Genomic DNA, 21,707 nt, shown 5'->3' with positions numbered 1-21,707 from the left:
GGTGCGGGGTCTGCTTCGAACAGCCCCGTGCAACTGTTCAGGTTGATGGTTCACCGGTGGGAAGGGACCGGGCCATGCCACGGCCTGTCCGAAAGGACGACCAGGATCCACTCGGTCTCCTTCCCACTTCAACCATACACCGAAACCAACACACAGGATCCTAGGGTCTTCGCGACGAAGTTCGGAGGGTTCCGCCAATCCCGAACGTACGGTATTGTACAGACGTAAGCGTGAGCCACCACCACGCAAACAAAAACGGCCGCCATCGCTGGCGGCCGCTGTTCTGACAGTGATCAAGCCCCGATCAGCGCATCACATAGACAATGCGCCTCGTGCCCGGATCGACCAGCGCCGGCTGGTTGTTCACATAGACGTAGCGATACCGGTAATCCGGGATTTCGCGCAGCTCGACGGTGTCGGGCAACGTGGCGCCGGTCACCACTTCGCCTTCGAGATAGACTGGATCGACCCGGTGCGTGGTGACATAGGTGCCGACCTCGGCCGGCGGTCTGCCGATGGATTCGATGGCGTCATCGTTGGAGACGATGGTGCCGGTGTAGCTGCCTGTGGTGTAGAGATCATCGGTCGGCGGGGAGACGACGGCGATCTCGGCATTGGCCGGGCGGCGGGTCACGACGACACGGCTGCCGCCGAAATCGCCCGTCACATAGTCGGAATAGACCCAGCCTTTGCCGTCAGCCTCGGCAATCGTGCACCATTTGCTGCCTTGGATACAGCCATTGAGCGTGGTCGACTGGCCGGCGGCGAGTACGCCGATGACCGGATATTGCGGACCGGGGCCAGCGCGGACGTTCAAGTCTGTCACCGCCTTGACGGGGGTATCGGCGAAAGCGACGCCCGAGATCGTGAGCAGCGCACCGGCAAGGGTCGGAAGCAATAGGCGTTTCATGGTTTTCTCTCCGTTTTCAACGCTCCCTGGATCAGGATGAAGTCTCCTTGAAACGTCATCCTGATCCAGCTCCTTTGTTGGAGCATGATCTTTTCCGAAAACCGGTTTCCACTTTTCAGCATCATGCTCTGAGGCTCGGAAACGAAACAAAGGCTTATGCGTTCCGGCTAAATGCTTTTCGCGTGCTCACGAATTGTTCCAGGCCTTTTTCGGCTGGCCTGTCAAAAGATCGTGCACGAAGGCGAGCTTGCGCGCCGCCACATCGGAAATCACGAAGGGGTAGAGGTCTGGCAGACCCATGCAGCGGTTAATCGAGTTGGACGCCTCCGACAACACCAGCCAGCGGGCCAGGATCTTTTCAAATGGTTCCGGAGCCAGGTCGGGATCGGCGGGCGCCGGCTGCAGGCGGCCGCCGGTGTCGCCGCGGGGTATGGCATCGGCATCCACGGTCTCCAGACGGCCAAGCGGAAAATTCAGGGCGTGAACCATCTCCAGCGTGTCGGTTATGTGGAGATGATGCGCCCAGGTCTCTGCCCAGTCCTCCCAGGGATGGGATGCGGCATAGGCGGAGATGTGGCGCTGCTGCCAATCCGGCGGGGCGCCGTTGGCGTAGTATGCTTTCAGGGCCTGCTCGTAATCGGCCTGCTCGTCGCCGAAGAGGGCGCGGAAGGCTGAAAGGCGAGCGGGGTCGTCGCGGATCAGCCGATCCCAGTAGTAGTGGCCGAGCTCGTGGCGGAAATGGCCAAGCAGGGTGCGATAATTCTCCCCCATCTCGGCGCGCCGCCTTTCGCGCTCGGCGGAATCGGCCTCGGCCACATTGAGCGTTATCAGGCCGTTGTCATGGCCGGTCAGGATGCGCTCGCCACCCGGACCGGCGCCGATCGGGTCGGCGAGAAAGTCGAAGGCCAGGCCGGTTTCGTCATTCGCATCCGCCTTGGGCGCGACTGGCAGGCCAAAGGCGAGCAGAGAGTAGACGGCCCGCTTCTTCGCCGCCTCGACCCGTATCCAGCGCCGACGGTTGCCATCGATGGAAAGGTCGGGAATGACCTGGTTGAGAGCGCAGGCGCGGCAGAACGCCCGCCCGTTCTCGGCGCGCCAGTTGCACGCGCATTCATCGGCATTGCCACATGCAAGGACGCCGCCTTCGCCGCTGAGCACGAACTTCGCCTGCTCTGGGTCGTAGAGCACCAGACTGGAACAGTTCAGACACTGGGCATTCTCGAAATAGAGGCGATGGCCGCAATTGGGACAGTCGAACAGCTTCATGCGTGATCAACCTGCAGGGTCAGAACGTGGAGGTGGACTCGGGCTCTAACGCCGGCAGACATCCGGCGTTCCACCGCTATTTCGCCCGCTCTTTGCTGCGACAAGCTTTCGAACCGGCGCCAATGATCATGACGTGAACCTCTTTCATGAGGCAAGCCCGCCACACCTGACGGCCGATCGCAGCGGATTGCCTTTCTTTCGCCGGTGTCGGGTGCCACGTCCCCAGGGCGGGCGGTGACAACCCGGCGTTTCGCTGGCAAATTCGCAACCGGGACGTGATTCAGGCAACTAGGAGAAGGACATGGCATTTTTTGCCAAGGGAAGGATTTTCGCGGCGGCGGTGGTGGCGACGCTGGCGCTGGCGGCGGGCGCCGAAGCGGCTCCGAGCTGTGGCAAGAACGGCGCCGGCTTTGACGCCTGGAAACAGGATTTTGCCGGCGAGGCCAGAGCCGAGGGTGTCGGTCAGAGGGGCCTGTCCGCGCTGGCGGGCGCCACCTACGCCACCAGGACGATCGCCGCCGACCGGGCGATCCACAAGGCATTCAGCGGCTCGGTGGAAAGCTTCATGCAGCGCCGTGGCGCATCGGCGATCATCTCCCGGGGCCGCGCGCTGAAGAAAGCAAACGCGGCTATGTTCGCCAATATCGAGCGCACCTATGGCGTGCCGCCGGGCGTGCTGCTCGCCATATGGGGCATGGAAACCGGCTTCGGCGCGTCCATGGGGAACCAGAACACGGTTTCGGCGATCGTGACGTTGGCCTATGACTGCCGCCGCCCGGATTATTTCAGGCCGCATGCCATCGCCGCGCTGAAGCTTGTCGATCGCGGCGCGCTCAGCGCCTCCTCCGTCGGCGCCATGCATGGCGAGATCGGCCACACCCAGTTCCTGCCCGGAAACGTGCTGAAATACGGCGTGGGCAGCGGAAACCTGCGCGACCGCAACACGGCGCTGGCGTCCACCGCCAATTTCCTCAAGGGTCATGGCTGGCAGGCCGGCGCGAGCTACGAGGCCAATATGGGCGCGATCGCCGGCTGGAACTCGGCAAGCGTCTATCAGCAGGCCATCGCCCGCATCGCCGAGGCGATTGACGCCGACTGATTGAATTTACGCCTATTCCAACGAAAAGCCCGGTTCGAGCCGGGCTTTTTGCGATTGGACAAGGGTCAAAACCAACGACCGGAACGACCAGGTCCGATCTCATCAAGTCTCAATCATTCGCGTAGCCGCTCAATGCACATTTCCGGGAAGCGGGAATCTGGAAGGTACCGGTAGTGCCGTTGCAGGTACGGAATTTGGAGTTCCGCGGCGCTGGAGCAGCCACCTTTGCCTTACCCTCGATCACTGTCGGGACTCCGGCAGATTGCGAGTAGCTGCCGCCCAAAGGGCATCTCTCGGAAGCGGAAACCTCGAAGGAGCCGCTGAAAACACTTGAGCAGGTACGGAATCTAGGGTTCCGCGGCGGCGGTGTGGCCGCAGCCGCCGCCTTTGACTTGCCCTTGATGACCAACCAGATTTCGGTCGGTTGGTCGAGCTGCAGCCTGTTTATGTCGGAGTAGCTGATCCGCCCGCCGCGTACCCCCTCGGCTATGCGCTGGCAGAACAGGGTCGGCATGCGCTCTTGCGAGACGCCCATGAAAGAGGCGATTTCGTGCTTGAACGTGATGCTCCATAAATGGACAGCGGAGATGCACCCGTCCAAATTAGCCTCAGGCGCCTGCTTCGCGCCTGCTTGCGAGGACCCGCACGTCATCAAGGTCAGTGCCGCCGCAACCAGAAGAGAAATACTATTTTTCACTGTCAAAACTCCCCGCATCCCGCTCTCGAACTTAATTAGAGCGGCGGAAAGGTCAAACGATAATTTCTCTGAAGTGGTCTGGACTCTTCTTATATTAGATCTGTGAAATAAAAACCCGGCGTTTCCGCCGGGTCGTTTGATCGCTGCCGTATCGGCGAAATATCAGCCCTTGCGATTCCTTGCCGCCAGCGTCCTGAGCCTCAATCCGTTCAGCCGGATAAAGCCTTCGGCGTCCTTCTGGTCGTAGGCGCCGCGGTCGTCTTCGAAGGTGACCAGCGCATCCGAGTAAAGCGTCTTCTTCGACTTGCGGCCGGTGACGATGACATTGCCCTTGTAGAGCTTCAGCCGCACCGTGCCTTCGACGTCTTCCTGGCTCTTGTCGATCATGGCCTGCAGCATGACGCGCTCGGGCGAGAACCAGAAGCCGTTATAGATGAGCTCGGCATAGCGCGGCATGAACTCGTCCTTGAGGTGCGCGGCGCCCCGGTCGAGCGTGATCGACTCGATCGCCCGGTGGGCGGCGATCAGGATGCTGCCGCCGGGGGTCTCGTAGACGCCGCGCGACTTCATGCCGACGAAACGGTTCTCGACGAGGTCGAGGCGGCCGATGCCGTTGTCGCGGCCGAGGTCGTTGAGCGCCGCCAGCATCGTGGCCGGCGACAGCTTCTTGCCGTTGAGCGCGACCGGATCGCCCTTCAGGAACTCGATCTCGATCTCGGTGACGACATCGGGCGCGTCCATCGGCGAGACGGTGCGCTGATGCACGAATTCCGGCGGCTCGCTCCACGGATCCTCCAGCACCTTTCCCTCGGAGGAGGAGTGCAGAAGGTTGGCGTCGACCGAGAAGGGGGCGTCGCCGCGCTTGTCCTTCGGCACCGGGATCTGGTGCTGCTCGGCGAAGTTCAAAAGATCGGTGCGTGACTTGAATGACCAGTCGCGCCACGGCGCGATGACCTTGATATCGGGGTTCAGCGCATAGGCGGAAAGCTCGAAGCGGACCTGGTCGTTGCCCTTGCCGGTGGCGCCATGCGCGATCGCGTCGGCGCCGGTTTCCCTGGCGATCTCGACCAGATGCTTGGAGATCAGCGGCCGGGCGATCGAGGTGCCAAGCAGATAGGTGCCTTCATAAACGGCGTTGGCGCGGAACATCGGGAAGACGAAGTCGGCAACGAACTCCTCGCGCACATCGACGATGCGGATGTCCTTGATGCCCATCATCTCGGCCTTGCGGCGCGCCGGCTCCAGCTCGCCACCCTGGCCGAGATCGGCCGTGAAGGTGACGACCTCGGCGCCGAGCTCGGTCTGCAGCCATTTCAGGATGATGGAGGTGTCGAGGCCGCCGGAATAGGCGAGCACGACTTTCTTGACGTTCTTGATCTTGGACATTTTGGCGGTTCCGCAGGGAAAAGTTTCGCGGGCGAGGTATCACGGCCGTTCCGGGCGGCGCAAGAGACGAAGGGGCGCAGGGCCATGGCGCAGGCTGGGCCAGATGTTTGCCCGGACAGACGCTGGCGCGGTGGAAAGCGCCGCGTTATAGGGCTGCGCGATCCCACCCGAGCCGACCAATGTCCTTCATCCCCGACGCTTCAACCCTCATCCAGTTCGCCATCGCCACCATCATCCTGGCGATCACGCCGGGGCCGGACATGACGCTGTTCGTCTCGCGCACGCTGAGCCAGGGCCGCGCCACCGGCTTCGCTTCCTTGGCCGGCGCGCTCTGCGGCACGCTGATCCACACCACGCTGGTGGTGGTCGGCATCTCGGCGCTGATCGTGGCTTCGCCGATGGCCTTCTTCGTGCTCAAGATTTTCGGCGCCGGCTATCTGGTGTTCCTGGCCTTTCAGGCGGTCACGAAGGGGTCGGCGTTCTCTCCGCAGAAGAGCACGGGACCGCAGGTCTCGCTGTTCCGCAGCTGGGTGGCAGGGCTCGGCATCAACCTGCTCAACCCGAAGATCATTCTGTTCTTCATGACCTTCCTGCCGCAATTCGTCTCCGCGCATGATCCCAACGCGTCGGGAAAACTGTTCTTCCTCGGCGTGATGTTCGTCGTGCTTTCGACCCCGGTGACGGTACCGATGGTGCTGGCGGCGGAGAAGTTCTCGGCGGCGATGAAGGCCAGTCCGCGCATCACGCGCGTCTTCGACTATCTGTTCGGTGGCGTGTTCTCGGCCTTCGCGCTCAAGATCCTGACCGCGCAGGCGAAGTAGCTGTCGCTCAGCGCTTGCGGCAGTCGGCTAGGCCTCAGCGATATAACTTCACCGCATGCCGGGCCAGAGCGATCGTCGCGGAGACGGCGATGAGCGCGCAGACGCCCGGCCATCCCCAATGGCCGTAGATCTTGACGCCGATCCACGAGCCGGCGCTGCCGCCGAGGAAAACGCACGTCATATAGGCCGTGTTGAGCCTGCTGCGGGCGTCGGGCCGGATGGCGAAGACACGCGCCTGGTTGGCGGTTTGACCGCTTTGCACGGCGATATCGAGAAGCAGCATGCCCGCTGTGAGCGCCAGCAGGCCTGTTATTCCTCCAAGCGCGCCGCCGAGCAGGACGATCGCTGCCGCGATGCCGGTGAAAAAGGCGAGCGGGCTGACGAAATCGGGACCCTTGCGGTCGATCAGCCGGCCGACGATCGGCGTGCAGAACACGCTGGCCGCGCCGACCAGCGCGATCAGTCCGACCGCCTGGCCGCCGAGATGGTATAACGATCCGCCGAGCAGCAGGGCCAGGCTTGTCCAGGCGGCGGTGAAGCCGCCGAACATGAGCGCCTGGTAAAGGCAGGAGCGGCGCAGCTCCGGCTCGTCGCGGAAGAGAATGAAGGCTGCCGCGACCAGCGAAGGATAACGCTGCGACGATGTCGGCGCCGTCTTCGGCAGCACCAGACCGAGCAGAACGGCGAACACGAACAGCGCCGCCGCGGCGACGAAATAGGGTCCGCGCCAGCCGAGATGCTCACCGAGAAAGCCGCCGAAAGTGCGGGCCAAAAGAATGCCGGCCAGCAATCCGCTGAGCAGCGTGCCGGTGACCGCCCCGCGCCGCTCCGGCGGCACCAGCCCGGCCGCCATCGGCAGCAGGATCTGCGGCACTACGGTGGTGATGCCCGTCGCCATGCTTGCGAGCGCCAGCACCGGCAGCGTCGGCGCCTGGCTGGCGATCAGAAGCGCGGCGGCCGTCAGCGTCAGCAAGGTTGCGACAAGCGGACGATGCGGCAGCCGGTCGCCCAGCGGCACCAGCAGCAGAAGGCCGAGCGCATAGCCAAGTTGGGCGGTGGTGACGACCAGGGCCGCCGCGTCGGCGGAAACGCTGAGATCGGACGCAATCAGCAGCGTTATCGCCTGCGGGAAGTAAATGGTGGCAACGCTAACGCCGCAGGCAACAGACAGGATGAACAGCAGGCCGGCACCGAGGCCGGAAGGACTGCGCTCGGCCGGTTGATCGAGCCGTTCGGTCACGGCGGCGGCCGAGCCGCCATTCATTTCGCCTTCCGCCATGGCCCTGCTCCTGTCGATACGGTTCTGTCAGAGCAATTCCCGGAAAGGTGTGAGCGGTTAAGTTCGGCGTCTGCGCCGTAACCTTCCGCCCGGAATTGCGTAAAAACAAAGGGATAGAGCGGTTCGCCTTTTCCATGGAACAGTGAAACGCTCCGGCGTGGCGGGCGAACTCGATACGCGCAGCCCGTTCAACCGGGTGGGTTTTGGCATGATCTGCCGCGGAACGGTCCGCAATTTTTCGTCATCGGTTCAGGATTCCGCGTCGGGCAACGGCTCGCGGCGCCAGCTTCCGGCCCAGCGGCCGGCGAAGAGCCAGTAGAAGATGCCGCCGACCATGCCGGAACCGATCAGCGCCAGCCTCACGCTGTTGTCGGTGACGTCGAAGTCGCTATCGCCAATCCTGTGCGCGAAGCCGAGGAAGACGACGGCGACGACCGCGCCGCCCAGCGCGTAAAACAGCCAGTCGCGCCGGCCGAGCACCTCGGCAACCAAAATGACGACCGCCGCCGGCATGAAGGCGAAATAGGCGACGAACAGCGCCACGAAGGGAACCGAGAAATAAAGCGCCGGCGCGATCGTCGGATGCCCGGGCTCCAGCGCATAGCCGAAATGGCCGAGGAAAAGCGCGTTGAGGAAGGCGCTCGCCGCCAGCGAGCCGACGATATAGCCGAACAGGATGACGGCGAAGCGGACGAGATAGGCGATGATGCGCCTCATTGCGGAGTTCGCTTCGCTGGGTTCGGCCGCCGCATCGTCAATGGCCAAGGCGCTGTTCAGGTGGCGGATAGGAGTCTAGCGCGCCAGGTGCCTGAGAAACGCCCAGCGACGGCCCAGTAAACGGTTCCTCCCAACAGCCCGACGACCAAAAGCTCGAGCTTAAGTGGCACCGAGCCCGAGTAGCCAAAAGGGTTAAGCAATGCGGTAACTCCGCCGGCGAGAGCGAAAAAATACCATCGCTTCAGCGCATATGCTTCGGCCAAAACGACCACCATGGCCCACGGAAGAGCAAGCGCGGCAACGACCATGGCAACTACAAGAAAGCCCCACGCTCCATTTGAGCCGTACACGAATTCGGCACCGAAGATGGAATTCAGGATAGTCATGACGATGATGGTGGTAGCACACACTGCAGCAGCAAATCCGAGAAGGATCCTGCCAATGTGCCGTACCAACGTCACGCCTCGCCGTGCCCCGCGATCATCATCGCTTCGAGCGCCAGCCGGTCCACTTTCCGCATGCGCTCGGATTCCGACTTGAGCTGGCCGCAGGCGGCGAGGATGTCGCGGCCGCGCGGCGTGCGGATCGGCGAGGCATAGCCGGCATTGTTTATGTAGTCGGCAAACTTCTCGATCGTCTCCCAGTCCGAGCACTGGTAGTTGGTGCCGGGCCAGGGGTTGAATGGGATCAGGTTGATCTTGGCGGGAATGCCCTTCAAGAGCTTCACCAGCGCCTTGGCGTCGTCGAGGGAATCGTTGACGTCCTTCAGCATCACATATTCGAAGGTGATGCGCTTGGCGTTGGAGAGGCCGGGATAGGCCTTGCAGGCGGCGATCAGCTCCTTGAGCGGGAATTTCTTGTTGATCGGCACCAGCAGGTCGCGCAAATCGTCATTGGTGGCGTGTAGCGAGATCGCCAGCATGACGCCGATCTCCTCGCCGGTGCGGGCGATCTCGGGCACCACGCCGGAGGTCGACAGCGTGATGCGGCGCTTCGACAGGGAAAGGCCGTCGCCGTCGGAGGCGATCAGCAGCGCCTTCTTCACCGCCTCGAAATTGTAGAGCGGCTCGCCCATGCCCATCATGACGATGTTGGACACCTTGCGGCCCTCGGCCGGCACGATGGCGCCGTCCGGCGTGTCGCGGTCGGGGAAGTCGCCGAGGCGGTCGCGCGCGGTGAGCAGCTGCGCCAGAATCTCTTCGGTGGTGAGGTTGCGCACCAGCTTCTGCGTGCCGGTGTGGCAGAAGGAGCAGGTCAGCGTGCAGCCGACCTGCGAGGAGATGCAGAGCGTGCCGCGGCCTTCCTCGGGGATGTAGACGGTCTCGATCTCGACCGGGCGTCCGGCGCCGCGCGGTGGAAAGCGGAACAGCCATTTGCGCGTGCCGTCGGAAGAAATCTGCTCCTCAACGATCTCCGGCCGGGCGACGGTGAAATGCTTGTCGAGCTCGGCGCGCAGGTCCTTGGAGATGTTGAACATATGCGCGAAGTCGGAGACGCCGCGCACATACATCCAGTGCCAGAGCTGCTGGGCGCGCATTTTTGCCTGGCGCTCGGGCACGATGCCGGCGCCGACAAGGGCTTCGCCGAGTTCGGCCCGGGTCAGGCCGATCAGCGACGGCTTCTCGGCCGGTGCTGCGCGGCGCAAGGCGTCACGGGCGCCTTCGGCGGTAAGATCAAGCGAAACGGTCATGGTGGCGCCAATATAAGCGATTTGCGGCCGATTTCAGCATCGGCCGGACAGGAAGCGCGGCGCATAGCACAGCTTGGCGGCGGAGTCATGCGGCTGGCCTTCCTCCCCCTTGTGGGGGAAGGTCGCCGCGACGCGGCCGGCTGCCGCCATGAAACCCGATCACATATTCGTGTTGGCGTAACCATTCGCGCTGCGTCGGCGAACCGGAAGTGGGCGACCATGCCCCTCAACAATGGGAGTTGTTCAGATGCACTCGATCAAGTTCGCACTCATTGCCGGCCTCGCCGGTCTTTGCGCCTCGCAGGCCTTCGCCGAAGACACGATGGGCGCCATGACGATGATGAAGGGTGGCCAGGTCACCGCGATCATGCCGGACGGTCACATGGGCACCATGATGCCGGACGCCAAGATGAGCGCCGAAATGATGAAGATGGCCAAACCGATCAAGCATTGCATGATGATGATCACCGACGCCAAGGGCAAGGCCTATATGATCGACACCACGACCAAGAAGGCCCAGACCGAATGTGAAAAAATGGCGATGTGACGTCGCCGATCCTACTTGCCGCCTCCCGCCGGCCGGTACGCCGGCGGGCCATCCGATCAAATCTCCCCGATCACATCTGCTTGAGCGCCGTTCCTGGACGTTGCCGGCATAGCGTCAGGCTCGCCCTCGCGGGTTGATCGGCTCCGTCATTGTGCTAGGCCGGGCCTACCACCAAGAGGCTCGTCATGGCCGGCATATCCCGAAAGTACCGTTTGCTGCGGCGTTCCCACGCCATGTGGGTGTCGCGGCGCGTCTGGCAGCCGCGCCTGGTCTTCTGGGCCGGTGCCATCTCGATCGGCCTGATCAGCGTCCTGTTCGCCCTGCTTGCCGACCGGGCGCAAGCCCTGTTCCATGTCATGACGGGGACCGAGGACGGCTGGCGTTTCTATCTGCCCCTGGTCATGACACCGCTTGGGTTCGTGCTCTGCGCCTGGCTGGCGCATTCCTTCTTTCCGGGATCGCAAGGCAGCGGCATTCCGCAGGCGATCGCGGCGCGGCATCTGCGCGACGAGGACGACCGCAGCCGCATCCTGTCGCTCAGGCTGGTGGTGGGCAAGATCGCGCTCACCGTCGTCGGCCTCGCCTGCGGCGCCTCGATCGGCCGCGAGGGCCCGACTGTGCAGGTCGGCGCCTCGCTGATGCTGCAGGCGGCGCGCTGGGGCGGCATGGCGCAGGCGCGCGGGCTGATCCTGGCCGGCTCCGCAGCCGGCATCGCCGCCGCCTTCAACACACCGCTCGCCGGCATCGTCTTCGCCATCGAGGAGATGGGCCGCGCCTATGAGGCGCGCACCAACGGGCTGGTGCTGACGGCGGTGATCCTGGCCGGCCTCGCCTCGCTCGGGCTGCTCGGCAACTACACCTATTTCGGCGTCGCCAGGGACACGGTGGCGTTTGCCACGGACTGGCCGCTGGTGCTGGCCTGCGGCATCATCGGCGGCGGTGTCGGCGCGCTGTTCTCGCTCTTGGCGCTGAAGGTCATGCGCCGCATCCGGCGCTGGAACGCGCTGCAGCCGCTGCCGCGAGCCCTGGTCGTGGCGGCCATCTGCGGGCTCGCCGTGGCGATGATCGGCATCGCGTCCGGCGGGCTGACCTTCGGCACCGGCTATGCGCAGGCGCGCGGCGCGATCGAAGGCACGCCGCTGCCGGCCTTCTTCTTCGTGGAAAAATTCGCCGCCGGCCTGCTATCGATGGTGTCGGGCATTCCGGGCGGCCTCTTCGCGCCGTCGCTGGCGGTGGGCGCGGGGCTGGGCAGCACGCTCGGCCTGGTCTTTGGGACGGCCACCGGCACGGCGGCGCTACTCGGCATGGCCGGCTATTTCGCCGGCGTCGTGCAGGCGCCGATGACGGCCTTCGTCATCATCCTCGAAATGACCGGCAACCACGACAATGTCATCGCGCTGATGTGCGCGGCGATGCTGGGTTACGGCACGGCGCGGCTCATCTCCAACGAACCGCTCTACCACGCGCTGTCGCGCGTCTTCATCGCCGAGGCGATCCGGCGGCGCAGGGCGGAGGTTCCCGCGCAGGGCTGATGCGCAGGCCCAGTTTGAAAAGTCAGCGGGCTTTCGCTTTGGCTTGAGGCAGGCGAACTTCACTGTGGCGCCACTGGGAGAGGTCTCCCTGGCTTTCGATATCACCTCGCGCATCGAGAGCTTCTATTTGCTCAGCGATCTTATCCCAGGAGACCTGCTCTCCTTCTTTGCGAAGCGCTTCGTCGGTCTTAGCGATGACCATGGCGGTTTTCTGCCAACGGTCCATCACCATTTGCATGATGGCGTGGTCGATGCTGCTGTCCGTCGCCAACGGGCCTCAGCCTATTTGCACTTGGCGATCGAGGCCAGCGCGGCCGAGATGCCCTTCAGCGAAAAGACGTAGGAGGTGGGGTTGCCGCGGCCCGACTTCGCCTGCACCTTCATGTCGGTGCCGGTCTTCATGGCGGCGATCAGCACCGGCTCCTCGGCAGCGTTCTCGACCCAGGCCGACTTGCCGCGGGTGAACATCGAGAAGGTCTTCTTGTCGATGGTGACGGTGGCCTTCGAGCCTTCCTGGAAATTGTAGCCGGCGATGAACTGCGGCTCGTAGGACACCTGCTGCCCCGGACGCTGGCTGACGAAGAAGAACATGTCGCCATGGTCGAGCGACGGCGGCTGCTTGTCGGTCGGCACGGTCAGCACATAGCAGACCTTGCCGGCCTGCGACTGATAGCTGTAGGTGCCCCAGGCGTTGTGCTGGCCGATCTTGGTCGCCTGCTGCGCCAGCGCCGGCGCGGCAAAGGCGGCCACCAGGACCAGGCTGGAAACTGTAGCAATCAATCCGCGCATCGTTCTTTCCGTATTCCAAATGGTGCGGAGGCGGGCCGCCTGGCGTCCTGCCGTCGCTTCATTTTGATTTAATCAGGGTTACCAAACGGTGAATTGTCCTCGAAGAAAAGGAGCTCACCCCAGGAAACCGCCACTTTCGCGCTGCCGCCTGTGGTTGTCAGCGCGTTGTCCCGGCGCGGAGTTGGAGGCCACGAAAACGGCAAGAGTTTGTCTTTTCGCACGCACTGATTTTCGGTCGTGAAGCGAGCGGGGTTCAGCTCCGATCAGCCAGCGCGTCCCTGGCGGCCTGCCTGTGGGCAGGCGTGATATGCGCGCTGACGGCTGCGATCGCGGCGGTGAGCACGGCAAGGTCGTCGGTATAGCCGAGGCCGACGACGAAATCGGGAATGAAATCGAACGGCAGGACGAAATAGCCGAGCGCGCCGAGCAGGGTGGCCTTGGCGCGCAGCGGCGTGTCCTTGTCCATGGCGCAATAATAGGCGGCGACCACTTCGTCCATGAACGGAATCTGCCGCGCCGCCTTCTTGGCGGTGCGCCAGAACTTCTCACGGACCTCGCCTTCGCCGGCAAGCTTGCCGCCGAAGCCGAAGAAATCGAAACCGGAACCTTGCGTCATCAATCGCTCCTTGGCGGCGCGCAACCCATGCGTGCCGATCCGCCGCGAAAGATGTGGGGGAAGCGACATGGCGCTGCAAGAGTTGGCAGGGTTTGGACTCAGAAAATCGGACTCCCGTGAGATCGGTCGTGATCCTTCGCGCCCCCCTCTGGCCTGCCGGCCATCTCCCCCACAAGGGGGGAGGTCAGACGTCACGCCGACTTTCGCCAATCGCCATTTCAAGGCATCTCCACCAACGCTACGGAGTCGAGGCGGCCTCCCGACGACCTACCCGAAATACCGGTTCATCCGCTTGGCAAGCTCGATGTCGAGCGCCGTCACGCCGCCGGCGTCATGGGTGTTCAGCGTCACGTCTACGGTCTTGTAGACATTGGACCAATCCGGATGATGGTCCATCTTTTCCGCGGCCAGTGCCACGCGCGTCATGAAGGCGAAGGCCTCGGAAAAATTCTTGAAGACGAAGCTGCGCTTGATCGAGGCGCCGTCGGCGGCGAGCGACCAGCCGCCGAGCTCGGCCAGAGCGGCGGCGATCGCCTCCTTGCTGAGTTTTTCTCTCGTCATGATGACTTCCCGTGCTATCTCGAATTTGGCCCTCACCATAATGCAAGTCGCCCAAAGCTGCTTTGCGTTTTGGGCTTCCAAATGCACAAACGGCGCATATCGCATGAGCATAAAGCCCATAAATTCCGTTCTGTTCGTCTGTCTCGGCAACATCTGCCGCTCGCCGCTGGCCGAGGGCGTGTTTCGCACCGTCTGGGCCGAGCGCGGCCGGGGCCGCGTTATGCTGCTCGATTCGGCCGGGACCGGCGGCTGGCATGCCGGCCAAGAGCCGGACCGGCGCTCGATCGCGGTTGCCGCAAGGCATGGCGTCGACATTTCGGGGCAGAGGGCGCGCAAGGTGCTGCCGGAGGATTTTGCGCGCTTCGACCTGATCCTCGGCATGGACCGGGCCAATGCGCGCGACCTCAAGGCGCTGGCGCCGTCGGCCGCGCGAGACCGGATTCATCTTTATCTGGACTTCGCCACGGGAAAGGCCGCGGACGTGCCGGATCCCTATTATGACGGCGCCGAGGCCTTCGCCGCGGTCTACCGCATGATCCGCGAGGCGTCGGAGGCGCTGGCGAAGCGGCTCGAGGCCAGCGTTTCGCCGACCAGCGGCCAGGCTTCCTCGACGATGTAGGGGCCGCCGCCGACCGAATCGCGCGACGACATCAGGACGAAGCGGCCGACGCGGAAGGGAAGTGCGGCGAAATTGCCGCGCGCCGAAAGATATTGCGCGACATCGAGCGGGCTCGCATTGCGCAGGCGCGCCAGCGTCACATGCGGCGAGAATTTGCGTGGATCCGCCGGCAGGCCGAGCCGCTGGCAGATGCGGTCGATTTCCCCCTGCAGCGCGACAAGGTCCGGCGAGGCGGACACGCCGGCCCACACCGCATGCGGTTTCTTGCCGCCGAAGGCGCCGACGCCGGAGAGCGTCATCTGGAAAGAGGGGCGGTCAACCCTGTCGAGGGCGTTGGCGATCTCGTCGGCGACATGACCTTCGACATCGCCGATGAAGCGCAGCGTCAGATGGTAGTTTTCGACATCGATCCAGCGCGCTCCGGGCAGCCCGCCCCGGAGCAGGGACAAGGAGAGAGCGGCATCACGCGGAATTTCGAGGGCGGTGAAAAGACGTGGCATGTGAAGCCTCCTGTCCTCGAATCGAAACTCTCGGCCCTAGCGAATCATCGATGCAGGCGCGGGGCAAGCGGTTTGTTGTCCACAAAGTTTCCCCAGCGGAAAGCGTGACTTTTCGGTCTCACGACGCACCGCCATTGTCCGCGATGGCCTTCTCGACCACCGGGAGGATGCGGTCGACCATGATGTCGACCCCCTTCGGATTGGGATGCAGGCCGTCTTCCAGCTGCAGATCGGCGTGGCCGGCGACGCCGTCGAGGAAGAACGGATAGAGCGGAACGCCGTATTTTTCGGCGAGCCGCGGATAGATGGCGTCGAACGTCTTCTGGTAGTCGGCGCCGAGATTGGGCGCGGCACGCATGCCGGCGAGCAGCACCGCGATCTTGCGCTCTCTCAGCTTGCCAAGCATGGCGTCGAGGTTCTTCTCGGCGATGTCGGGTGAAAGGCCGCGCAGCATGTCGTTGGCGCCGAGCTCGAGGATAACCAGCCTTGTGCCGTCCGGCACCGACCAGTCGAGCCGCGCCAGCCCGCCGCTCGAGGTGTCGCCCGACACGCCGGCATTGGCCACGGTGACATCAAGGCCCTTCGCCTTCAAGGCTGCCTGCAGCCTGTCGGTGAAACCCTGGCCAGGGCCAAGGCTGTAGCCCGCCATCAGGCTGTCGCCGAAGCCGACGATGGTGAAGGTGGCGGCGCGCGCCGACGAAATGGCGCCGCAAAGGCCAAGGAAAAGGATGAGGGCTGCGAAAACAACGGGGGCTGCGGCAAAACGATGTTTGAATGCCATGCGGCGAGCCCCATATGACCGAAACAACCCAAGCAAGGAGACACGGGCCGTCTCCTTTTTCCACATATAGGGCGCTTTTATTGTGACAGAAGCCGTCATCGCGCTGAGGGACGTATCGCTGACGCTCGGCGAGGGCGCGTCCTCCGTCCATGTGCTGAAGGGCGTGAGCCTCGACGTGGTGGCCGGGCAAGCCACAGGCATTGTCGGCCCTTCGGGTTCCGGCAAGTCCACGCTGCTGATGGTTTTGGCCGGCCTGGAGCGGGTCGATTCGGGCACGGTCCGGATCGCCGGCGAGCTGATCAACGGCAAAAGCGAGGACCAGATTGCTTCGTTTCGGGGGCGAAACATCGGCATCGTGTTCCAGTCCTTCCATCTCATCCCCAACATGACGGCGCTGGAGAATGTCGCGGTGCCGCTCGAGCTCGCCGGCCATGCCGATCCGTTCGGGGTGGCCGCGCGCGAGCTCGCGGCGGTCGGCCTGAGCGATCGTGTGACGCATTATCCGGGCGAGCTTTCCGGCGGCGAGCAGCAGCGCGTGGCGATCGCCCGGGCGCTGGCGCCGTCGCCGCGCATCCTCATCGCCGACGAGCCGACCGGCAATCTCGACCAGGCGACGGGCAAGCAGATCGCCGATCTTCTCTTCGCCAAGGCGGCCGAACGCGGCATGACGCTGGTGCTGGTCACGCATGATCCGGCGCTCGCCGCGCGCTGCGCGCGCCAGGTCTCGATGCGCTCCGGGCGGATCGAGGACGCGCCGAAAGCCGTGAAGGTACCCGCCTGATGCGGACATTGAAGCTCGCCATCCGCTTCTCGCTGCGCGAGATGCGCGGAGGCTTGTCCGGCTTCATGATCTTTCTCGCCTGCATCGCGCTCGGCGTCGCGGCGATCGGCGGCGTCAATTCGGTGGCGCAGGCGATCAGCGCCGGCGTCGCCAACCAGGGCCAGACGCTGCTTGGCGGCGATCTGCGTTTCCAGGTCAACCAGCGCAACGCTTCGGATGCCGAGCTTGGCTTCATCCGGAGCCTCGGCGCGGTTTCGCTCAATTCCGGCATGCGCTCGATGGCGCGGCTGGAGGACGGCTCCGACCAGGCGTTGGTCGAGGCCAAGGCGGTCGACGACGCCTATCCGCTCTACGGCGCGCTGGGGACCGATCCGGCGCTGCCGAAGGAGCAATTGTTCGGCGAAAGGTCCGGCGTGTTCGGCGCCGCCGCGCCCGACCTGTTGTTCGAGCGGCTCAACCTGTATATCGGCGACCGGCTGAAGCTCGGCAGCGCCGTTTTCGAGTTGCGAGCCAGGCTGGTCAGCGAGCCGGATGCGGTCTCCGACGGTTTCGGCTTCGCGCCGCGGCTGATGATGTCGCGCGAGGGCCTCGCCGCATCCGGCCTGGTGCAGCCCGGCAGCCTGGTCGAGAACGCCTATAAGGTGCGGCTGCCCGACGGGACGTCCGAGACGCGGATCAAGGATATCCAGGCTCAAGCCGCGAAGGATTTCCCGCAAGCCGGCTGGTCGATCCGCACGCGCAGCAACGCCGCGCCCGCGCTGTCGGCCAATATCGAGCGTTTCTCGCAATTCCTGACCCTGGTCGGGCTGACGGCGCTGGTGGTCGGCGGCGTCGGCGTGGCGAACGCCGTGCGCGCCTATCTCGACGGCAAGCGCGGCGTCATCGCTACCTTCAAGAGCCTCGGCGCCTCGGGCGGCTTCGTCTTCACCGTCTATCTGGTGCAGATCCTTTTGATTGCGGGCCTCGGCATCGTGCTTGGGCTGATCCTCGGCGCCGCGATGCCGTTCGTGGCGAGCGCCCTCCTGCAATCCGTCATCCCGGTGCCGGCGCAAGGCGGCTTTTATCCCGGCGCGCTCGCCATGGCGGCGCTGTTCGGCCTGCTGGTGACGCTGGCTTTCGCGCTTCTGCCGCTCGGCCGCGCCCGCGACGTGCCGGCAACCGCGCTGTTCCGCGAAATGGGCTTCGAGAGCCGCGGCCTGCCGCGCCTGCCCTATACGGGCGCGGCGCTCGCGATCGTCGTTGCGCTGGCGACACTAGCGATCCTTACGGCCAACGACTATCGCATCGCCTCGATCTTCGTCGGCGCCACCGTCTTCGCCTTTCTGGTGCTGCGGCTGGTGGCGGTGCTGGTGCAATGGGCCGCAAAAAAGAGCCCGCGCGTGCGCTCGGTCTCATTGAGGCTGGCGCTCGGCAACATCCACCGGCCCGGCGCGCTGACGCCTTCGGTGGTGCTGTCGCTCGGGCTCGGGCTGACGCTTCTGGTGACGCTGGCGCTGATCGACGGGAATCTCAGGCAGCAGATCTCCGGCAGCCTGCCTGAGCGGGCGCCGAACTTCTTCTTCGTCGACATCCAGAGCAGCGATGTCGACGCCTTCGCCAGCCTTGTCGGCAAGGAGTCGCCTCGTGGAACGCTGGTCAAGGTGCCGATGCTGCGCGGCCGCATCATGGCGCTCAACGGCGTCGACGTCGACAAGGTGAAGATCCCGGCCGACGGCGCCTGGGTACTGCGCGGCGACCGCGGCCTGACCTATGACGCCAGGCAGCCGGAGAACGCGACGCTGACCGAAGGCGCATGGTGGCCGCAGGACTATTCCGGCGAGCCGCTGGTGTCGTTCTCGGCCGAGGAGGGCAAGGCGATCGGGCTGAAGCTAGGCGACACCGTCACCGTCAATGTGCTGGGACGCAACGTCACGGCGAAGATCGCCAGTTTCCGCCAGGTGCAATGGGAGACGATGGGCATCAACTTCGTCATGGTGTTCTCGCCCAATAGCTTTGCCGGGGCGCCGCATGGCTGGCTGGCGACGCTGACCGACAAGCAAGCCACCACGACCGACGACGCGAGGCTGCTCAACGCCGTCACCCGCGCCTTTCCGGCGGTGACCACGGTGCGCGTCAAGGATGCGCTCGACATCGTCAACCGGCTGGTCGCGCAACTGGGCACGGCCATCCGCGCTGCTGCCGGCGTGGCGCTGATCGCCTCGGTGCTGGTGCTCTCAGGCGCCTTGGCCGCCGGCAACCGGGCGCGCATCCATGACGCCGTGGTGCTGAAGACGCTCGGCGCGACAAGGCGGACGCTGATCGCCGCCTTCTCGCTGGAATATGTGCTGATCGGCCTTGCGACGGCGCTGTTCGCGCTTGCCGCCGGCGGCATCGCCGCCTGGTTCGTGGTCGCGCATATCATGACGCTGCCGTCGCATTTCATGCCGGAGGTGGCGGTGGCGACGATCCTGGTTTCGCTGACGGTCACCGTCGGCATCGGCCTTGCCGGCACCTGGCGGGTACTCGGCCACAAGGCGGCGCCGGTGCTGCGCAACCTCTGACCGAGCGCGGCTCCAAGTGCCCGCCCGATTAAATCTTTGTAAGAATGCCCGGCGGAAGGCCCAAAAACCGGCCTTTCGCATTCTCACAAAGCGTTACGGCCCGTTACCGTCTTGTTCTTGACGTCAAGAACCATCATATTTCGCGGCAGGCATGCTGGAGCCCCGCCAGCGGCGCCTGGTCCAGGGATCAATCCGAGCGGACCTGTCACCGGACGGGGCAGAAGCAACAGAGGATTTCCAATGGCTGATCCCATTCGCAACTACCAGACGTCCGCCGCCCCCGGCGCGCGCGTCGATATCGATCAGGGCCTGCGCGCCTATATGATCAAAGTCTACAACCTCATGGGGCTTGGCCTGCTCATTACCGGCCTTGCCGCCTGGGGCGCCTTCCATCTCGCCGTCACCGGCGACGGCCAGTTGACCGGTTTCGGCCAGCTCATCTATGCCAGCGCCTTCCGCTGGGTCGTCATCCTGGCGCCGCTCGCCGCGGTGATGTTCCTGTCGTTCCGCATTCAGTCGATGAGCGTGGCGGCGGCGCAGACCACGTTCTGGGTCTATGCCGGCCTTGTCGGCCTGTCGCTGTCGACGATCTTCCTCGTCTACACCGGCACCAGCATCACCCAGACCTTCTTCGCCACGGCCGCAGCCTTCGGCGGTCTGTCGCTCTACGGCTACACGACCAGGCGCGACCTGTCGGCGTTCGGCTCGTTCCTGATCATGGGCGTGATCGGCCTGCTGATCGCGATGCTGATCAACATCTTCCTGCAGTCGTCGGCGCTCGCCTTCGCCATCTCGGCGATCGGCGTGCTGATCTTCGCCGGCCTCACGGCCTACGACACGCAGAAGATCAAGGAGATGTATTTCGAGGGTGACGTCGCCGACGTCGCCGGCCGCAAGGCGATTATGGGCGCGCTGCGCCTTTATCTCGACTTCATCAACCTGTTCATGTTCCTGCTGCAGTTCATGGGCGACCGCCGCTAAGGGCGGTTCCCCGGTCTCGCTGGACCATAGAGTTGCGAAAGGGCGGCCCAACGGCCGCCCTTTCCTTTTGCGCATGCCTCTGCTGTTATCGAGGCAGGAAAATAAACCGCATAGATCATGAGCGATATTGCGATCAGGGCCGCCACCGTGGCCGACCTCGACCGGATCACCGAAATCTATGCCGATGCGGTCGTCCACGGTACGGCAAGTTATGAGCTGGAGCCGCCCAGCCGCGCCGAAATGGGCGATCGATTCGACAATCTCACGGCGGGCGGCTTTCCCTATCTCGTGGCGGAAAAGGACGGCGCCGTGCTCGGCTATGCCTATGCCGGACCGTTCCGGCCGCGCCCCGCCTACCGATTCGTCATCGAGGATTCGGTCTACGTCGCGCCCGAGGCCAAGGGGCAGGGCGTGGGCTCGCTGCTGATGCGGGCGCTGATCGAAACGGCACGCGCGGCGGGCTTCCGCCAGATCATCGCGGTGATCGGCGACGGCCATGCCGACAGCGCCTCGGTGCGGCTGCACGAGAAGCTCGGCTTCCGTCATTCCGGGCGCCTGGAAGGATCCGGCTACAAGCACGGACGCTGGCTGGACACGGTGTTCATGCAGCTGTCGCTGAATGGCGGTGCCGAGCTGCCGCCGGATCCGGATTCGCTGCCGGAGCGGCGGTTCCGCGGCGGGGCGGGGAACTGAGGAACTGGAGAACTGAGGAACTGAAGAAAGACAGAGGGCGCGCCAAGCGCCCTTTTTTCTCAGTTCTTCAGTTCTTCAATTCTCCAGTTCCTCTTCAGGCCTCAACCACCTTCAGCTTGGCATCGAACACGCCGAGCACGCGGCCGAGTTCCTGGCCGCGCTTGAGGATGCGGCCGCCGGCAGCGATGACGGCGAATGCGCCTTGCCGACGCGCCAGCTTGGGGTCCTTGACGATCTGGAACAGCGGCACCTCGCTCGCCCGGCGGAAGACGGAAAAGACAGCGCGATCAGTAAGATGGTCGATGGCATAGTCGCGCCATTCGTTGGCCGCCACCATGCGTCCGTAAAGCCTCAAGATCTGGTCGAGCTCGCGCCGGTCGAATCGCACCGGCTGGTCGAGGCGTGCGTTGCGCGCCTCGTGCAACGGGATCAATATTCCGGATGCTTCCCCATCCTCCGTCCCGCTGCTGTGATCGGTCATGCCTCGATCCTTCGATTGAATCATGCGCCGGCCAAGGTTCGCGCTTTCAGGATCGAATTGCAAGGGCCAGCCAGGCATGCGCACGGTCGCGCGGTTTCCCAAACGTCCAGTCACGTTTGCGAAACACATGTTGGAATTGGTGATGCCCCGCCACAATCTCGCCACAAATAATCCGCGCTCATGCCCCAATGTCCGACGAGTTTACCGGCGTTGCCTGAGACGGTTCGGTCCGGCACCGGCTCGTAAACCCCAAGCCCCCCGCCCACGGGTCAGCGTCGGATCGAACCAACCTCGGTTTTTCCTTGGAAAAATCAGGTGCGACGATCCCAAAACCTGAATGACCGGCGTCAGAAGCAAGCTGACGCCGGTTTTTTATTTCCCTTCTCCCCTTGTCTGCGGCATGCACACATTTCCGAGCATC

At 64.2% G+C, this 21,707-nt stretch carries 24 protein-coding genes; 9 read left to right on the top strand and 15 right to left on the bottom strand.

The window, feature by feature from the left end; all coding sequences use genetic code 11:
- Positions 1-304: 304 nt before the first annotated feature.
- Both EN852_RS20135 and EN852_RS20130 read right to left on the bottom strand, forming a co-directional pair.
- On the bottom strand, positions 305-910 hold the full coding sequence (locus tag EN852_RS20135; RefSeq protein ID WP_127866061.1) for a DUF1236 domain-containing protein: 606 nt from the start codon (positions 908-910) through the stop codon (positions 305-307).
- A 186-nt stretch (positions 911-1,096) separates the two neighbouring features.
- Entirely contained in the window at positions 1,097-2,176 is a 1,080-nt protein-coding gene (locus EN852_RS20130; protein ID WP_127876598.1) for a putative zinc-binding metallopeptidase, read from the bottom strand.
- Between the two features lie 301 nt (positions 2,177-2,477).
- On the opposite strand from EN852_RS20130, the gene EN852_RS20125 reads away from it, so the two are divergent.
- Positions 2,478-3,275 carry a lytic transglycosylase domain-containing protein gene (locus EN852_RS20125; protein WP_127876597.1) on the top strand — a complete coding sequence of 266 codons (798 nt, stop codon included), beginning with the start codon at positions 2,478-2,480 and terminating at the stop codon, positions 3,273-3,275.
- A 109-nt stretch (positions 3,276-3,384) separates the two neighbouring features.
- On the opposite strand, the gene EN852_RS20120 is transcribed toward EN852_RS20125, so the two are convergent.
- Positions 3,385-3,972: a hypothetical protein gene (locus EN852_RS20120; RefSeq protein ID WP_189546066.1), complete on the bottom strand. Its 588-nt coding sequence runs from the start codon at positions 3,970-3,972 to the stop codon at positions 3,385-3,387.
- 162 nt (positions 3,973-4,134) lie between these two features.
- Positions 4,135-5,358 (bottom strand): argininosuccinate synthase, encoded by a 1,224-nt coding sequence (locus tag EN852_RS20115; RefSeq protein WP_127876596.1) that lies wholly within the window; start codon positions 5,356-5,358, stop codon positions 4,135-4,137.
- A gap of 179 nt (positions 5,359-5,537) precedes the next feature.
- Here EN852_RS20115 and EN852_RS20110 point away from each other — a divergent pair, with 179 nt between their 5' ends.
- Positions 5,538-6,179: a LysE family translocator gene (locus EN852_RS20110; RefSeq protein WP_127876595.1), complete on the top strand. Its 642-nt coding sequence runs from the start codon at positions 5,538-5,540 to the stop codon at positions 6,177-6,179.
- Positions 6,180-6,213: 34 nt separating this feature from the next.
- Here EN852_RS20110 and EN852_RS20105 read toward each other — a convergent pair whose 3' ends face one another.
- From EN852_RS20105 to rlmN, 4 genes are all read right to left on the bottom strand, one after another.
- On the bottom strand, positions 6,214-7,458 hold the full coding sequence (locus EN852_RS20105; protein WP_210238250.1) for an MFS transporter: 1,245 nt from the start codon (positions 7,456-7,458) through the stop codon (positions 6,214-6,216).
- A 249-nt stretch (positions 7,459-7,707) separates the two neighbouring features.
- The gene (locus EN852_RS20100) at positions 7,708-8,175 is read right to left on the bottom strand and encodes a hypothetical protein (RefSeq protein ID WP_127876594.1); all 468 of its coding nucleotides are present in this window, start codon (positions 8,173-8,175) and stop codon (positions 7,708-7,710) included.
- Positions 8,176-8,231: 56 nt separating this feature from the next.
- A complete protein-coding gene (locus EN852_RS20095) occupies positions 8,232-8,630 on the bottom strand; it encodes a hypothetical protein (protein WP_127876593.1) in 399 nt (132 codons plus the stop codon).
- A 2-nt stretch (positions 8,631-8,632) separates the two neighbouring features.
- Positions 8,633-9,865 carry a 23S rRNA (adenine(2503)-C(2))-methyltransferase RlmN gene (gene rlmN, locus EN852_RS20090; RefSeq protein ID WP_041003093.1) on the bottom strand — a complete coding sequence of 411 codons (1,233 nt, stop codon included), beginning with the start codon at positions 9,863-9,865 and terminating at the stop codon, positions 8,633-8,635.
- 247 nt (positions 9,866-10,112) lie between these two features.
- On the opposite strand from rlmN, the gene EN852_RS20085 reads away from it, so the two are divergent.
- On the top strand, positions 10,113-10,412 hold the full coding sequence (locus tag EN852_RS20085; protein ID WP_127876592.1) for a hypothetical protein: 300 nt from the start codon (positions 10,113-10,115) through the stop codon (positions 10,410-10,412).
- Positions 10,413-10,597: 185 nt separating this feature from the next.
- Positions 10,598-11,944 carry a chloride channel protein gene (locus EN852_RS20080; protein ID WP_127876591.1) on the top strand — a complete coding sequence of 449 codons (1,347 nt, stop codon included), beginning with the start codon at positions 10,598-10,600 and terminating at the stop codon, positions 11,942-11,944.
- A gap of 22 nt (positions 11,945-11,966) precedes the next feature.
- Here the strand turns inward: EN852_RS20080 and EN852_RS20075 are convergent, their stop codons facing one another.
- The 4 genes from EN852_RS20075 to EN852_RS20060 all read right to left on the bottom strand — a co-directional run bounded on the left by EN852_RS20075 (position 11,967) and on the right by EN852_RS20060 (position 13,910).
- Positions 11,967-12,215: a hypothetical protein gene (locus EN852_RS20075; RefSeq protein ID WP_127876590.1), complete on the bottom strand. Its 249-nt coding sequence runs from the start codon at positions 12,213-12,215 to the stop codon at positions 11,967-11,969.
- 11 nt (positions 12,216-12,226) lie between these two features.
- Positions 12,227-12,733: an invasion associated locus B family protein gene (locus EN852_RS20070; protein ID WP_127866051.1), complete on the bottom strand. Its 507-nt coding sequence runs from the start codon at positions 12,731-12,733 to the stop codon at positions 12,227-12,229.
- A gap of 253 nt (positions 12,734-12,986) precedes the next feature.
- Positions 12,987-13,349 carry a YkvA family protein gene (locus EN852_RS20065; protein WP_127876589.1) on the bottom strand — a complete coding sequence of 121 codons (363 nt, stop codon included), beginning with the start codon at positions 13,347-13,349 and terminating at the stop codon, positions 12,987-12,989.
- A 267-nt stretch (positions 13,350-13,616) separates the two neighbouring features.
- Entirely contained in the window at positions 13,617-13,910 is a 294-nt protein-coding gene (locus EN852_RS20060; protein ID WP_127876588.1) for a 4a-hydroxytetrahydrobiopterin dehydratase, read from the bottom strand.
- A 103-nt stretch (positions 13,911-14,013) separates the two neighbouring features.
- Here EN852_RS20060 and EN852_RS20055 point away from each other — a divergent pair, with 103 nt between their 5' ends.
- Complete coding sequence (locus EN852_RS20055) at positions 14,014-14,529, top strand: low molecular weight protein-tyrosine-phosphatase (RefSeq protein ID WP_127876587.1); 516 nt, start codon at positions 14,014-14,016, stop codon at positions 14,527-14,529.
- Here EN852_RS20055 and thpR read toward each other — a convergent pair.
- On the bottom strand, positions 14,436-15,029 hold the full coding sequence (thpR, locus tag EN852_RS20050) for an RNA 2',3'-cyclic phosphodiesterase (protein ID WP_127866048.1): 594 nt from the start codon (positions 15,027-15,029) through the stop codon (positions 14,436-14,438). The two genes, EN852_RS20055 and thpR, sit on opposite strands and share 94 nt — an antisense overlap.
- Before the next feature lie 118 nt (positions 15,030-15,147).
- On the bottom strand, positions 15,148-15,810 hold the full coding sequence (locus EN852_RS20045; RefSeq protein WP_127876586.1) for an arylesterase: 663 nt from the start codon (positions 15,808-15,810) through the stop codon (positions 15,148-15,150).
- 82 nt (positions 15,811-15,892) lie between these two features.
- Here EN852_RS20045 and EN852_RS20040 point away from each other — a divergent pair, with 82 nt between their 5' ends.
- The 4 genes from EN852_RS20040 (at position 15,893) to EN852_RS20025 (ending at position 20,805) form a co-directional block, all read left to right on the top strand.
- Entirely contained in the window at positions 15,893-16,591 is a 699-nt protein-coding gene (locus tag EN852_RS20040) for an ABC transporter ATP-binding protein (protein ID WP_127876585.1), read from the top strand.
- On the top strand, positions 16,591-19,131 hold the full coding sequence (locus tag EN852_RS20035; protein ID WP_127876584.1) for an ABC transporter permease: 2,541 nt from the start codon (positions 16,591-16,593) through the stop codon (positions 19,129-19,131). The genes EN852_RS20040 and EN852_RS20035 overlap by 1 nt, the downstream gene beginning before the upstream one ends.
- 240 nt (positions 19,132-19,371) lie before the next feature.
- The gene (locus EN852_RS20030; RefSeq protein ID WP_127876583.1) at positions 19,372-20,112 is read left to right on the top strand and encodes a Bax inhibitor-1/YccA family protein; all 741 of its coding nucleotides are present in this window, start codon (positions 19,372-19,374) and stop codon (positions 20,110-20,112) included.
- 117 nt (positions 20,113-20,229) lie between these two features.
- Positions 20,230-20,805, top strand: a complete 576-nt coding sequence (locus EN852_RS20025; protein WP_127876582.1) for a GNAT family N-acetyltransferase — start codon at positions 20,230-20,232, stop codon at positions 20,803-20,805.
- A gap of 94 nt (positions 20,806-20,899) precedes the next feature.
- On the opposite strand, the gene EN852_RS20020 is transcribed toward EN852_RS20025, so the two are convergent.
- A complete protein-coding gene (locus tag EN852_RS20020) occupies positions 20,900-21,286 on the bottom strand; it encodes a DUF2794 domain-containing protein (RefSeq protein ID WP_040988010.1) in 387 nt (128 codons plus the stop codon).
- Positions 21,287-21,707: the final 421 nt, after the last annotated feature.

The sequence above is a fragment of the Mesorhizobium sp. M2E.F.Ca.ET.209.01.1.1 genome (assembly GCF_004010375.2).
In the GTDB taxonomy this organism is placed as follows: Bacteria; Pseudomonadota; Alphaproteobacteria; order Rhizobiales; family Rhizobiaceae; genus Mesorhizobium.
The sequence above is the reverse complement of the archived record's forward strand: the minus strand, read 5'-3'. Positions and strand labels throughout refer to the sequence as shown.